At 40.0% G+C, this 14,002-nt stretch carries 12 protein-coding genes and 3 tRNA genes; 11 read left to right on the top strand and 4 right to left on the bottom strand.

Features of this window, described 5'->3' with window-relative positions:
• Nucleotides 1–7: 7 nt before the first annotated feature.
• Nucleotides 8–1,492: a leucyl aminopeptidase gene (locus LEPBI_RS02190; protein WP_012387476.1), complete on the bottom strand. Its 1,485-nt coding sequence runs from the start codon at nt 1,490–1,492 to the stop codon at nt 8–10.
• The gene (gene bcp / locus LEPBI_RS02195; RefSeq protein WP_012387477.1) at nt 1,489–1,962 is read right to left on the bottom strand and encodes a thioredoxin-dependent thiol peroxidase; all 474 of its coding nucleotides are present in this window, start codon (nt 1,960–1,962) and stop codon (nt 1,489–1,491) included. The genes LEPBI_RS02190 and bcp overlap by 4 nt, the downstream gene beginning before the upstream one ends.
• A gap of 78 nt (nt 1,963–2,040) precedes the next feature.
• Between bcp and LEPBI_RS02200 the strand changes: the two genes are divergently transcribed.
• Nucleotides 2,041–2,448: a hypothetical protein gene (locus LEPBI_RS02200; RefSeq protein ID WP_012387478.1), complete on the top strand. Its 408-nt coding sequence runs from the start codon at nt 2,041–2,043 to the stop codon at nt 2,446–2,448.
• Between the two features lie 28 nt (nt 2,449–2,476).
• On the top strand, nt 2,477–3,949 hold the full coding sequence (locus tag LEPBI_RS02205; RefSeq protein WP_012387479.1) for a potassium/proton antiporter: 1,473 nt from the start codon (nt 2,477–2,479) through the stop codon (nt 3,947–3,949).
• 27 nt (nt 3,950–3,976) lie between these two features.
• Here LEPBI_RS02205 and LEPBI_RS02210 read toward each other — a convergent pair whose 3' ends face one another.
• A complete protein-coding gene (locus LEPBI_RS02210) occupies nt 3,977–5,353 on the bottom strand; it encodes an APC family permease (protein WP_012387480.1) in 1,377 nt (458 codons plus the stop codon).
• On the bottom strand, nt 5,354–5,869 hold the full coding sequence (locus tag LEPBI_RS02215; protein ID WP_012387481.1) for an LIC10415 family protein: 516 nt from the start codon (nt 5,867–5,869) through the stop codon (nt 5,354–5,356).
• 174 nt (nt 5,870–6,043) lie between these two features.
• Between LEPBI_RS02215 and sppA the strand changes: the two genes are divergently transcribed.
• The 9 genes from sppA (at nt 6,044) to LEPBI_RS02260 (ending at nt 13,959) form a co-directional block, all read left to right on the top strand.
• The gene (gene sppA / locus LEPBI_RS02220; RefSeq protein ID WP_012387482.1) at nt 6,044–7,009 is read left to right on the top strand and encodes a signal peptide peptidase SppA; all 966 of its coding nucleotides are present in this window, start codon (nt 6,044–6,046) and stop codon (nt 7,007–7,009) included.
• The gene (locus LEPBI_RS02225) at nt 7,006–7,614 is read left to right on the top strand and encodes a hypothetical protein (RefSeq protein WP_012387483.1); all 609 of its coding nucleotides are present in this window, start codon (nt 7,006–7,008) and stop codon (nt 7,612–7,614) included. Before sppA ends, LEPBI_RS02225 begins: the two co-directional genes overlap by 4 nt.
• A complete protein-coding gene (gene surE, locus LEPBI_RS02230; RefSeq protein WP_012387484.1) occupies nt 7,615–8,358 on the top strand; it encodes a 5'/3'-nucleotidase SurE in 744 nt (247 codons plus the stop codon).
• A 2-nt stretch (nt 8,359–8,360) separates the two neighbouring features.
• Nucleotides 8,361–9,032 (top strand): tetratricopeptide repeat protein, encoded by a 672-nt coding sequence (locus LEPBI_RS02235; RefSeq protein WP_012387485.1) that lies wholly within the window; start codon nt 8,361–8,363, stop codon nt 9,030–9,032.
• 59 nt (nt 9,033–9,091) lie between these two features.
• Nucleotides 9,092–9,163, top strand: a tRNA-Pro gene (locus LEPBI_RS02240).
• Nucleotides 9,164–9,180: 17 nt separating this feature from the next.
• A tRNA-Arg gene (locus tag LEPBI_RS02245) sits at nt 9,181–9,254 on the top strand.
• Between the two features lie 17 nt (nt 9,255–9,271).
• Nucleotides 9,272–9,343 (top strand) — tRNA-His (locus tag LEPBI_RS02250).
• 738 nt (nt 9,344–10,081) lie between these two features.
• Nucleotides 10,082–11,458 (top strand): hypothetical protein, encoded by a 1,377-nt coding sequence (locus LEPBI_RS02255; RefSeq protein WP_012387486.1) that lies wholly within the window; start codon nt 10,082–10,084, stop codon nt 11,456–11,458.
• A gap of 452 nt (nt 11,459–11,910) precedes the next feature.
• The gene (locus LEPBI_RS02260; RefSeq protein ID WP_012387488.1) at nt 11,911–13,959 is read left to right on the top strand and encodes a methyl-accepting chemotaxis protein; all 2,049 of its coding nucleotides are present in this window, start codon (nt 11,911–11,913) and stop codon (nt 13,957–13,959) included.
• The last annotated feature ends 43 nt before the right edge of the window (nt 13,960–14,002 follow it).

Consider the following 14,002-nt stretch of genomic DNA (forward strand, 5'->3'; position numbering starts at 1 on the left):
GGAATCTTTATTTCCCTGCTAGTTCCTTTGCAAGATCCACTAACAGCCGTACACCGTATCCTGTTGGGCCATGGAATTGGGTTCCGGATTTTTTCTTTCTCCATGCGGCCCCTGCGATATCGATATGGGCCCAGTTGATGGAGTCATCCACAAACTTAGAAAGAAAAATTCCTGCAGAAATGGTTCCTGCACCTTTTCCACCACCAGTGATATTTTTTAAATCCGCAATGTCTGACTTCAGGTCTTCACCATATTCGTCCCAAAGGGGGAGTTCCCAAACTCGGTCATCGGATGCTTCGGATGCTTTGAATAGGGCTTCTCGAAGAGGATCTGAGTTGGTGAGGATGGCGGCGGCCTCATGCCCAAGGGCAATGATCACAGCGCCAGTGAGTGTCGCTAGGTCCACCATATAGTCTGGTTTGTAATTTTTGGAAACATAGGACAATACATCACCTAACACAAGCCTTCCTTCGGCATCCGTGTTTTGGACTTCTACGGTGGTTCCGTTATAAGCTGTGTAAACGTCACCTGGTTTGATTGCTTTTCCATCTGGCATGTTTTCTGCCACCCCAATGGCTGCAATGATATGGATGGGGATTTCAAGGGCTGCAATGGCACCAATCGCGTGTATGGTGGCAGCTGCCCCACACATATCATACTTCATTTCGTGCATCTCACCTGGTGGTTTTAAGGAAATCCCACCTGTATCAAAGGTAAGACCTTTTCCCACAATCGCAAATTTCTTTTTTGCCTTTGTCGGTTTGTATTCCAAAATCACCATCTTGCCTTCCAGTTCGGAACCGCGAGAGACGGCAAGGATTCCACCAAGGCCCTCTTTTTTCAGTTGGGCTTCCTCCCATACCTTTACAGAGAGTTTGTATTCTTTGGCAATTTCTTTGGCCCTGGATACAAAGTCGTTTGGTGTGAAATAATTAGCAGGTAAGTGGGCAATGTGACGAGCACCATTGACGTGTTTTGCGACCACTTTACTTTTAGAAAGTCCTGCTTCTGCAAGTGTAGTGACAGATTTGTCTTCGAACTTGAGATAAACAGATCCCACTTTCTTTTTTTCTTTGTCTTTTTTTTTGGTTTGTAAAACGGAAACCGGATAACTTCCAATGAACAATGTATTGGCGATTTGGTAGGCGATTCGGTCTGCAGAAAACTTTTTGGAAAGTGCTTTTGGGATATGGATTTCTAAACCCATTCCATCATAGTTGAGAATTTTTTCCCCATACTTAAAAAAATGAGAAATCAATTTCCGAAAGTTTAATTTTTCTTTTTCACCTAAACCAAGATAGATGGTGTGTTCTGCTTCATCCCGAAATTCTTTTCCCAGTTCACCTGAGAACACTTTGGTTTCAATTTGGATGGGGAATTTTTTTCCCAGTTCTTCTTTCACTTCTTCTTGGAAAATTGGAATGAGTTTATAAAAGGAACCAGATTTTGCCTGACCGATTTGGATTTGGAGTGGAGAGATTTCGATTTTCATTTCCCTTGGATTTCCTGAATGTCTTTGATGATTTCTTCAACGTGTCCTTTTACCTTCACGCTGTCATAGATTTTTTTAATTTTGAGAGAACTATCGAGTAGGAAGGTGGAGCGAACAATTCCCATGCCTTTGCGACCCATAAACACTTTCTCTCGCCACACTCCATACGCTTCACAAATCTCACCCGATTCATCCGAGATCAGGTCAAAATTGAGCTCTTGTTTTTCGATGAACTTGGTATGAGACTTGGGATTGTCTTTGGAAATCCCCACCACATTGTATCCAAATTTTTTCAGACGAGAAAAGTTGTCTCGAAAGTCACAGGCTTCTGTCGTACAACCGGGTGTCATGTCTCTTGGGTAAAAATAAACAACGATTCCATTTTTGCCTGTTAGATCCGCAAGTTTTACCGATTCGCCGTTTTGGTTGACACTTTTAAAATTGGGGGCTTTTTTTCCTACTTCCAACATAGATTTCTCTCCTTTTAAATTCATTCTTTTAGACAATTTTCAGTTGTCAATTTCGGAAAATGGTTCGATACTCCTAGTATGGACTCCAAAGAAAGGGTACAACTCATCCGCGAAGGAAATACTGCGTTTAATGCAGGTGACATTCGGAAAGCACGCGAACTCTTTCTTAAAACCGACTACAAAGATGGACTGATTCGATTGGGTGACCATTTTATGTATGATCGGAAACTTCCCATGCTTGCCTTTGGATACTATAAAAAGGCAGGAAGGCAAGACAAAGTCGACGAAATTTACCAACGAATGGTGTATGCGCTATCTGTTTGGTTAGGGCGTGATAAATGGAAGATGCCAAATTCCGCCAACCAATCCAATGAAGGGTTAACCAATGGTGAGCAATCATCACAATCAACGCTCAATCCTGATGATTTCAAAGTACACCCCATCCTAAAAGCAAAAGCTCTCGAAATCCTTTCCTGCAAACAGTAAGTGGTTTGGATTCGTCTAAGGTGTAAACATGATCGATAGTTTTACTTTACAAGCACTCGTAATTTCCACACTCATCATCTTTTCCATTCTTTCGAGTAAACTTTTTTTCCGTTTTGGATTTCCGATTCTACTCATTTTTTTAACCTTTGGAATGTTAGCTGGTTCGGATGGACCTGGTGGCATTGACTTTAGTGATTATGGTTTAGCACAATCCATTGGAATCTTTGCTTTGATTTATATTCTGTTTTTAGGTGGCCTTGAAAGTGAATGGGATAGTTTAAAAAACTTTTTAGCTGTTGGGATCCGGCTTTCCATCATCGGCACCATCCTTACGGCTCTTATCTTGGGTGTCCTCATCCATTTATTATTCCCGGTCCTTGGGTTTTTGGAATCCTTTTTACTTGGTTCCATCGTCAGTGCCACTGATGCCGCTTCTGTGTTTAATATTTTTAAAACAGATTCTTCAGACCTTCCTATGCACTTAAAAAAGATCATCGAATTTGAATCGGGATCGAATGATGCAGTGGGAGTTTTACTCACAACCATTTTTATGAACTTAATCACGGCTGATGTGAGTTTTAGTGGTTTCCAATTCTTACGTTTTTTTGTGATGCAGGTTCTTGTGGGGATGATGATGGGATACAGCATGGGAATTCTCATCTTGTATTTAATGAACTCCGTCAAACTTGGATATGATGGTCTTTATTTGGTATTTATCATCGCATCCGTTCCTTTTATTTATGCGGTTGCAACTGTTTTCCAAGGGAATGGATTTTTAGCAGTGTATGTGGCAGGGATCATTGTGGGTCGAAACAAATTCATTCATAAAAAATCCATCTTTCGGTTTTTAAATGGATATGTTTGGATTTTACAAATTGGAATGTTCCTTTGTTTTGGACTTCTTGTCTATCCAACAAGGATGGCTGATATTTGGGTACCAGGACTCCTCATTGGTGTTTTACTGATTCTCTTGGCAAGGCCCCTTGCGGTTTTCATTTCCCTCTTCCGTGTGAATTTACCTGTAAAAGAAAAATTATTTATCTCTTGGGTGGGCCTACGCGGGGCATCCCCCATCATCCTTGCTACTTTTCCGATTGCCCAAGGTCTTGTTTGGGGAGATTTACTCTTTCATATCGTATTCTTTGTGGTATTAGTTTCCCTTCTCGTCCAAGGTTCCCTCATCCCTCGAGTGGCCCAGTGGTTGGGAATCTTAAAAAATGACCCCGATCGGAAAATATACAGACCAACTGACTTTGATAACATTGAGTTTCCAGGAATGACCTTACAAGAGTTAATTGTTCCATACAACTCCAGTGTCGTCGACAAAGCTTTGTTCGAAATTAAACTTCCGGAACAATCGCATATCCTTCTCATTGCTCGAGGGGAACAATTCCTCATCCCATCGGGTAACACACAGGTGAAAGGTGGGGATGTGGTATGGGTGCTCGCAAAAGATGATGTGATGCCCATCATTGGCAGAACCTTTATGGCAATTGCTTAAAAATTAATCCACAAGTTTCATTGGTTTTTATGATTTCTTTTTTGTTGAAACCATCTTTTTGTCCAATCGGAATAGATAATACACTGGTAAGGCGATGAGTGTGATCATAAGGCCCCAAGAAGCCGTGATTGGTTTTTCTACAAATAAAATCACCATCACAGCAATGTTGGCAAAGATATATAAAAAGATTGGCAGAGGATAAAATGGAATTTTGTAATCCGATTTCATTCCCATCTTTTCAAATCGAAACGGAGTTGCTGCGGTGAGACAAGACAAAATGAGTATGGAACAAGTGATCATATAAAGCAAAGATTCGATTTCTTTCACAAACAAAAAGAGAATCGCAACAAATGCCTGAAAAAAAATCGAAACATAAGGGCTATGCCATTTGGGATGGACTTTGGAAAAACTTGGTAAAAACACACCATCTCTTGCCATCGCAAAGTAAACCCGACTCCCACCAATGAGGATGGCGGACATGGATCCCAAAATCACCCATGCAATGAAACTTGTAGTTAAAATGGAATAATCCGAACCGAATAACTTTTGAAAGGCGATGGCACCAATCCCATCTTGCCCTGCCAATTCTCCAATGGGAGCTGAGATCACAAAAAGTAAATTGATGGCAAAATAAAGCCCTGCGACAAGAAAACAAGCAGTGATGGCTGATCGAACAATGGTTTTTTCTGGTTGTTTCACTTCTTCTGCAATGTAGGTGATCATATTCCAACCAAGATAGGAGAAGGAAACTGGGACGATGCCAATGAGAACTTTAGAATAAAAAGATAATTCGAAAAGATTGGGAAATGGAGATTCGAATAAATAACCCCAGTGGGTGGAACCAATCGAAAATCCAAGTGCTAAAAAGAGAAGTAGTCCCGTGATTTTTAAAACAGCAAAAACGTTTTGCACTCGTACTGCTGATTTGATCCCAAAATAATTCAATCCACTAAAAAATAGAATGGGGATCATTCCGATGAAGGTAAGGGAACTCACTTGTAAGTCGAGACCAAGGAATGTATACGTGGGTGATTCAAAGTAGGGAAGGCCTGGGAATAAAATTTGTACATACTTTCCAAAGGCGAGTGCTAAGACCGATACACAGGCTGAAAAATTGGTGAGTAGAGAGGACCACCCACTCATGAACGCGATGGCTGGCGAGTAGGCAACTTTGAGATACACATAATCGCCTCCCGCAAAGGGAAGGAGACGAGCCGCATATGCATATGTGATGGATCCAGAGAGGGCAAGTAGACCGCCGATGATCCAACAAAAGAGGACAATCCAGAGGTTGCCAGTTTCTTTGATTAAGTATCCAGAAGTGAAAAAAATCCCCGACCCCACCATGGAGGAAAAGAGAACGGAAATGGAATCAAAAGTATTAAGGCTACGTTTTAATTCCAATTAACTGCCGAGGAGACGTTTGACCATGGTTTCCGAAATTGGTTTCATGGAAGCCGTAGAGACCGATCCAATTTTACCTTTGAATTCTTCTGGGCTTAGCATCATACCGAGTGAAAATATATTTTCACCTTCCACTTCTTTTTTCTTAAGTTCTGCAAGAAGACTGGAAATGGTACCTTTGCTTGCTTCCAAAATTTCTGGTTTGGAAATTTTGTTTTCACCTAACTCTGGAAAGAGTGGTTCCCCCTCAAATAAAAGTTCTTTGAGTTTGTTTTCATCTTGGGTTGTGTCTTCGAGAAGTCCCATGCGGGATTGTTCTTTCGAAAGTTGTTTTTGTAATTCTGTGAGCCGAGATTGAATATTGTGGTACTGAACAGGGAGGCTTACCACAAAGTCAGATTTTTCATCTGCCTTTTGGATTGGCGTTCCTGTTTTTCCAGAGACATCTTTGGGATCCTTTTTGTCCTGGATTAATTTTTCGGCTGAGTTGAGGAGACGATTGAGACGAACATCCATGTCCTACCTTCCTTGGTAATGGCCTTATGTCTCGGCGGTGCCTGGACATAAATCCTGTGACTACCTGTCTAATTTTCGGCTAACCCGTACAATGAAAATAAACTTTTTCTAAAAAAAAGTAAAGAATTATTAAAGTTGACTCGGGTTTTTGCAAGGTTTTGCTTGTGGGAGTTTATGGAAAGAAACCAATTTCTTCTCTTTCTCTCCTTTTTGTTCTCCACAATTGCCACAATTCTTGGAATTGCCATTTTGGTCTCTGGCTCAAGCCTTGCCCGTTTCTCCAGTGGGACCGGTGGTAGTCTTTTCCAGGCCAGTGAAATTGGAGCCGTCGTTTTACCCATTGTTGGGGAAATCCATTCGGGGGAATCTACCTTTGATTCCACAGGTGCCGACACCGTATTACGCCAATTACGTGAATTGGATGAAGATACCAATGTTAAAGGTATTCTCATCGAGATCAATTCCCCAGGCGGAACGGTAGCCGCTTCCCAAGAAATCTTTAATGAACTCTTACATCTGCGAAAATCCAAAAAGATCGTCGTGAGTATGAAAGATGTGGCCGCTTCCGGTGGATACTATATCGCCGCTGCATCCGATTATATCTTTGCGGAAAACGGAACCATCACTGGATCCATTGGAGTCATTTCATTTGCACCGAATGTGAAAGGGTTACTGGACCGTTACGGGGTGGGAGTTCGCACTTACAAAGCGGGCAAATACAAAGACATGTATTCTCCTTTCCGTGATTCCACAAACGAAGAAGACGATATGATTGGCAAACAACTCCAAGACACCTATCGTAAGTTTGTCGAAGATGTTGCCAAAGGAAGGAACAAAACTGTAAAATCCATTGAAGAGTTAGCAGAAGGAAAAATATATTCTGGTGAAGATGCCTTTCGCAATAAACTCGTGGATGATATTGGCGGAAGAAGGGAAGCTCATAAAAAACTTTCTGAACTTTGCCAATACGAAGGCCTCATTCCTTTATTTGAACAAGAATATTCTCCTTTTGAAAGGATGATTCGATCTCTTGGTGTGAAGTTTTTAGGGGAAGGTTCCCAAACTTCCAAAATCCGAGCTCTCTTACAATCGCAAGTTCTTGTGATTTTACCTACGGCACTTGGGAAATTGATGTTATGAGAGATTTTTTCTTTGATTTGGTTGATACTTTGGAATTGGTATTTCTCGACCCACTTCGTTATTCAGAAGAAGTCAAAGAGATTCCCTTTGCCATGAGTCCAAGTTCTAGTTGGCTTTTTTCAATATTGGCCGCCTTGTCGCTGTCAGTTGGAATGAGTATTTTATCTGCACCTTATACCATTTCGACATTGTCTTTTTTATTTTTTGGTTTTGTTGCCAATTTGATTTTATTTCGGTTTTTTCCTTTTTTTTATTCCCTCGTCGCTGACTATTACGTTCAAAAAAAAGGAAGGTCACAAAAGTTATTGTTTCTTGTGATGTTTGCAAGGCATGCGAGTGTTCTCTTTCTCATCTTTGCTCCTGTTTGTATTGTGTTACATGCCATTGGATTCTCGGGTGTGGGTTCTGGATTTTTTTTATTACTTACATTCATTGTGTTATACGGTCTTGTGATGGCACGTGGACTCAAATCCATTTATGAATTAAGGAATCGAGACTCGATTCGGTTCTCTTTTTACGCATTGGGTCTTACCATTTTGTTCCCATTTTTAATGAATTTATATACAGCAACGAGTGTACTGCAATCGGTTTCAGGTGGTTTTTAATTGAATTTACTCATCACAAATGACGACGGAATTTCTTCCGCCGGGATCAAAGCTTTGGAACGTGTCCTTGGCAAATCTTACAATACATATCTCATTGCCCCTCTAAAAGAACGTTCTGTCACTTCCATGGCACTCACAGTGTTCCAAGGCATGCGAGTGGAACGAATCAATGACAACCACTACATCGCGGATGGATTCCCTGTGGATTGTGTGAACATTGGATTGTATGCCGAAATTTTTCCCAAAATTGACTTTGTCATTTCAGGCATCAATCGAGGTGTCAACATGGGGTATGATGTCCATTATTCAGGAACAGTGGGTGCCGCCAAACATGGTGCCTTACATGGGATTCCGTCCCTTGCTGTCAGTTCAGGTAGGATTGACCCAGAGGATGGGTATGAAAAAGAAGCCGAACTTGTGTTAGCTTTTTTAGAACAATACAAATCACAAATCCAATCGGGGGAGATTTGGAATTTAAATTTCCCACCTGAAGTGAGTGGAACAGGTACCATCAGTGAACTTGTTTTCACAAGACTCGGTCGCCGTCGTTATTCTGAAAAATACGAAAAAAAACAAATCATCGAAGGTGTGAGTGAATTCCAGTTAAATGGAAGTTTACTCGGCCATGATGAGGAAACAGGAACCGACTTTGAGGCCTATGCGCAAGGGAAAATTCCGCTCACTCCCATCCAATTGGATCTCACAGAGAAAAACCGACTGAAAGAATTGCTAACGAATCGATAACAATGCCTGAAGACAACGATTACCTTTCTTATATGAACAAAGGCAATTATGCCATGGCTCTTAATCTTCTCGATCAAGCCTTACTGCAAAATCCAGAAGATCCGATCCTTTTATACAATTTTGCCCTTTGTTGTTTCCAAACCAAAAACTTCAAAAAAACCATCCAAGTTTTGGGTCGGATTTTAAGTGAATACCCAGGTTTCATTGAATTGGACAATGTGTACCGACTGAAAGTATTTTCCCTTGTGGAACTCAAAGATTGGGAAAATGCAGAAACCATCATCAAAGAAAGATTACAAATTGCCGTTGATGACGCAAAACTCCTCTCGTTCTTAGCTCATGTTTATGAATACACACACCGTTTGGAAGAAGCCATCTCCGTCCATCGAAGGATTTTAAAAGCAAATCCAGATTACAAGAACAGCTTAAATTCACTTGGTTACCTCCTTGCTCTGAAAAAGAAGCTAACACCAGACGAAAGGGCAGAGGCAATACGTTCTTTAAAAAAGGCTTTAGAGCTTGATCCGAATAATCCTGCCTATTTGGATTCTTTTGGATATTTTTTGCAGACCAACGGGAAACCAGAAGAAGCCTGGAAGGCCTATCGCAAAGCCTTACAAAAGAACCCAAACCACCCAGTACTTCTCGAAAGACTCAAGAACCTGAAGAAATAAATCTCCCTTTTGTTGACACAGTCCTTCTGCCAAAAACACTGGTGTTTCAAGGACTTTCTCGGGATGTAGCGCAGTGGTAGCGCATCTGTTTTGGGTACAGAGGGTCGCAGGTTCAAATCCTGTCATCCCGAATCAGTTGGTTCTATCTGACCCGGTAGCTCAGCTGGATAGAGCAACTGCCTTCTAAGCAGTTGGTCGGGGGTTCGAATCCCTCTCGGGTCGATGATTGTTCTGAAACGGTGGATGTAGTTCAGCGGTAGAGCCCCGGTTTGTGGTACCGGTCGTCGCGGGTTCGAATCCCGTCATCCACCCACTCAAAAATTTCCCCTTCAATGTTTAAATTCTCATAAAAATGTCTGGGCCGCCTTGCGCTCGCCTGGCCCTCCATGGCCAGAGCTCCCGCTCGCATCCATCCATGGATGCTGTGCGGCGGACCAGACATTTTTATGAAAGTAACAAACTTCATTTGGGAAATTTGGTATAAGTGTTAAGGTTACTTAAGGCTAAAGGAGATTGGGATTCGAACGATTTTGCGAAAGAGTTCGAGTAGGATAAAAATGCAAGACACCTTGCATTTTTTCCGTTAAGCGAGAACGACCGAGCACAGGGAGGTGCGAGGGCTCGCAAAAGACGGCCTGGAACGAGTTCGACCCGGAAGGGAGAACCGTGTAAGGCGAAATCCCGTCATCCACCCACTTGTTAATTTCCCCTTCAACGAATATACTTTCTTAGAAATGGCACGGGCGCCTTCGCGTTCGCCTGGCCTTCCATGGCCAGAGCTCTCGCACGCACCCATCCGTGGGTGCTGTTCGGCGTCCGCGCCATTTCTAAGAAAGAACTCGAATTCATTGGGAAATTTGGTACAAGTGTTTAAGTTACCTAAGAATCGATCGCATTGGGATTCGAACGATTTTGCGATAGAGTTCGAGTAGGATAAAAATGCAAGACACCTTGACTAATTGGCGTTAAGCGAGAACGACCGAGCAGAAGGAAGTGCGAGGGTTTGTAAAAATACTTGAAGGAGCTACAGGAAACCTTCTAATGATGGCATGAAGAAAGTTCTTTGTTTGGTTTTGATTGAATTGTTTTTTTTCGATTGTAAATCGAGCAATACAATCGTGGAAGCAACTAGTGTTATCAGTGGATTTGCTTATACGATTCAAAGTGTACCAATCTATAAAGATCCCGATACAAAAACGGAGATTCTCCTGACGGTTTCCAAAGGTTCTAGGTTGGAAGTTATGGACCATCCGAATCGTGAATTTTGGAAGGTATCTTATAATGAGAATGTGGGTTATATTCCTAGAACATTTCATACGGAGCAAAAATCTAATTTTGTTTCAGTATTCCATTTCGTTGATCATCGTCTTCCAACAAGGGAGATTCAAATTCTTGGAGACAAAGTTAGATTAAGAGAGAAACCATTTTTAGATTCGAAAGTATTAACAGCTTTATCTAAAAATTCAAATTTAGAAATCATCGCCATTGGAAAACTTTTTCAATCAATCGAAACTTATTTTGACGTTTGGTATTTTGTTAAATCTAAGAATGGAATCGAAGGATTTGTTTATGGAGGATTCATACCAAAATTTAGTCACTCTATCCAATTATATTCCAATATGAAAAATCCTCTTTGGATGGATGTAAGAAACCCTGATGCTTTTGTGGCATCCCCTGGTACTGATGAATTTGCAGAACCTCTGTCCTCTTATTGCGGTAAGGGGAGGGAAAATAGTTATAACCGAAAGATCCATGGAGGGATTGAACTCATTTCCGGGATTGCCAATCATAAAGGAATCAATTATTATTTAGTAGATGAACTGTATAATGACATGGAAGGGTGTAGCGGGGTAACCCTATGGATTTCTGAGAAAGAAGTAACATTGGTTGAGGATGTAAAAGCTTATACAGAAAAAAAGTATGCTAAGAACTTTGATCCGAAACTCTTAAAGATTCTGAAAGTAGAAAACTACAAAGCACTTTCAGTTAGAAAGTTAGAAGAGAGTGAAACATACCTACATAATTTTTATCAAATCGAATACGACTTAAGAGATAATAACCTTGGTCACTCAACCTTTGTATACCAAGACCCAAAGAAAGATTATTTCCACTTAGTGGAAGCATCTCAATTGTACTTTGGAGATATGAACAAAGACAAAATTCCTGAGATTTTTGTATGTTATACGGATGGGTTAAATAGTTTTATGGGTGATCTCTTTGTCTTTCAAAATGGAGATTACCAAAGCGTATTACAATTCACTCCTGAAGATGAGTTTAGTGGTGTGAGATTCACTGAAGACCGAATTGAGTTTGCTTTTGATGGAGCAGTTGATGGTTGTCCTTTTGATGAAAGGTTTTCTGAAACAGCCAAGAAGATTTCCCGTTACAAATTGGTGAATGGCTCATTACAAAAATCAAAATTATAGGAAACGATTTTTTCTGACACGAGAATGTGAATTGGGAAATACTAAATCATGCCATACATTCCCAATATCATTAGTTTGTGTGCGCACTCACGGTAGAGGATCTGGACCTACAACCAAACCTGTCTTGTGAATATAGATTATCCTGTTATGAGGAATACAGTAAAATTCGGTTTGCTGTTACCTTTGGTGGCATGCGAAAGGAAGGAATTCCTCCTGTTGAAATCCCTAAAATTTCCGGTATCACAAAATTTGAAAGGACATAAGTCTATTTTAGCATTAATTAAAGTTATGCGGAGATCATTATTTGATTCGTACTAACCCTATAGTATCGAAATCAGTAAATGTATTTCCAGGTCTCATTTTATAAATTTTCTAAGTATATTTTTTTTGATATTCTAATTTAAAAGATTAGGAAAGGATTCTTTATTTCTACGGAAGGACGTAGTAGACATATGAATTCTTATTTTTCAAATCTATCGATTCGACTTAGACTTTTCCTACTCCCAATTCCAATCCTTCTCTTTTTATTAGTACTACTGATTTTATTCATCCGTTCTCAAAACAAGGATATCGATTTCACTTCGAAAGAATTGAAAGGAATCCAAATCATAAAACCCATTTACGCAGTTTACCAACGCGGTTTGACAAAACTGAAAATTGGCGAAGAAAACAGCCGTGATCTAAAACCTTTGGTTCAAGATGGAACTTCCGCCATTCTCAGTTCAGATATTTTTCCAAAAGAATCAACATTAGTGAAAGATTGGAATGCTTACCTAAACCAAGAAAGTTTTGATCAAACGACCACTCACAATTTTTTAGTCAATACACAAGAGATTGCTCTCAAGATTGGGGACTATTCTCATTTAATCTTAGATCCTGAGTTAGATTCTTATTACCAAATGGAAATCGTATTGTTGCAAGTTCCAGAACTTTGGCAAAATGTCGCCCTCTTAAAAGAAGTCATCCGCGAAGAATACTTAGGTGAAAATAAAGGGAGTGATCAATTTTCAAATACAAGCCATACAAAGGCCATCATCTCCATCCATGCAATCGAAACGATTTGTCTCAATATCACCAATTCAAATCAAAAAACGTTAGAAAGTTCTAAAAAATACCAAGAAAAAATAAATCAAAATATCAAGGAAGCAAACCAATCTTGTAAAAATTATGTAGAATCATTAAATGAAGTTTTTTTAAAGAGAACAAAAAAACCTTCAACTTCCAATGATTTGTTCTCTGTCATTCACAAAGGTACTTCGATCGGTGCTGGAATTCAAAATGCTTCAATCAATGTATTGGAAAGTTTAATCACAGATCGACTAACGGAACAAAAGTGGCAAAGGATGGTGAATATTCTAATCGTCTTCGTTGCATTGAGTTTTTCCATTTTATTGATTCGTGTTATCGTTCGAAGTATCAATCTACCATTGGAATCGGTATTAACAAAAATAGAGGAACTTTCCAGTGGCGATGCAGATTTAACGAAACAATTACCATTATTTGGAAAAAATGAAATTGGTAAAATTTCAGAATCGATCAATCACTTTTTGGTCCAATTGAATGATATTATGGTTCAATTAAAGAAATCTGTTTCACAAGTAGATATCATATCCGACCAGTTGAAACATGATGCCATTTCTGTTTCAGACAATGCATCAGGACTCGCCTCTACCACGGAAGAATCTGCCGCTTCCTTAGAAGAATTATCTTCTTCGTTCGAAGTTATGTTTGGATCTATTGAAAATGAAACTAAAAACATAAAAAAAATTGCCGATGAAATACGAAATATTGAATATTCGATCGGCAATATTGAAAAAGAACTTTGGCAACTATCATCCGACTCTGTTTTGTCGACTCAGTTAGCTGACAATGGAAATTTATCGATTCGTAGTACCGATCGTTCCATGGAAGAAATCCGTTTGGTAACCAAAGAGATATCAGGGATTGTTGGTTTCATCACAGATATCTCAGAACAAACCAATTTACTTGCTCTTAATGCTAGTATTGAAGCGGCAAGGGCAGGGGATGCAGGGAGAGGGTTTGCTGTCGTTGCAGAAGAGATTTCCAAACTAGCAGACAAAACTCGTATTTCAGTGAAAAACATTATGACACTCATCACAAAAAGTGATACAGCAGTGAGTGTTGGTGTGAATCATGTGAATGATACTGTAAAAGCATTGAATGAGATTGTGAGTCAATCAAGCCGAATCCAAATGGGTGTTGAAAAGTTAAAGGGAGAAATGTCTTCTCAATCAAATAGTTTGACTAATGTATCAGATGAATTAAAAGAACTCCAGTTATTGGCTGAATCGATTGAAACGTCATGCCAAGAACAAAAAAGAACTTCTGATGATATGGTTGTGAGTGTGAATTCTCTTTCAGGAAGTGCACAGGAGCTTGCCATCAGTTCCGAAGACTTAAATCGAGTGAGTCTTACAATAAGTGATGTCGCAAAAACAATTTCTAACATCGCCAATTCGTTTCAGACATCTGAACATTAAATTCCCTAAATTTCTTTCTTGCCCTTCCAGAAATAAATTGCAA

It is taken from the genome of Leptospira biflexa serovar Patoc strain 'Patoc 1 (Paris)' (genome assembly GCF_000017685.1).
GTDB lineage: Bacteria > Spirochaetota > Leptospiria > Leptospirales > Leptospiraceae > Leptospira_A > Leptospira_A biflexa.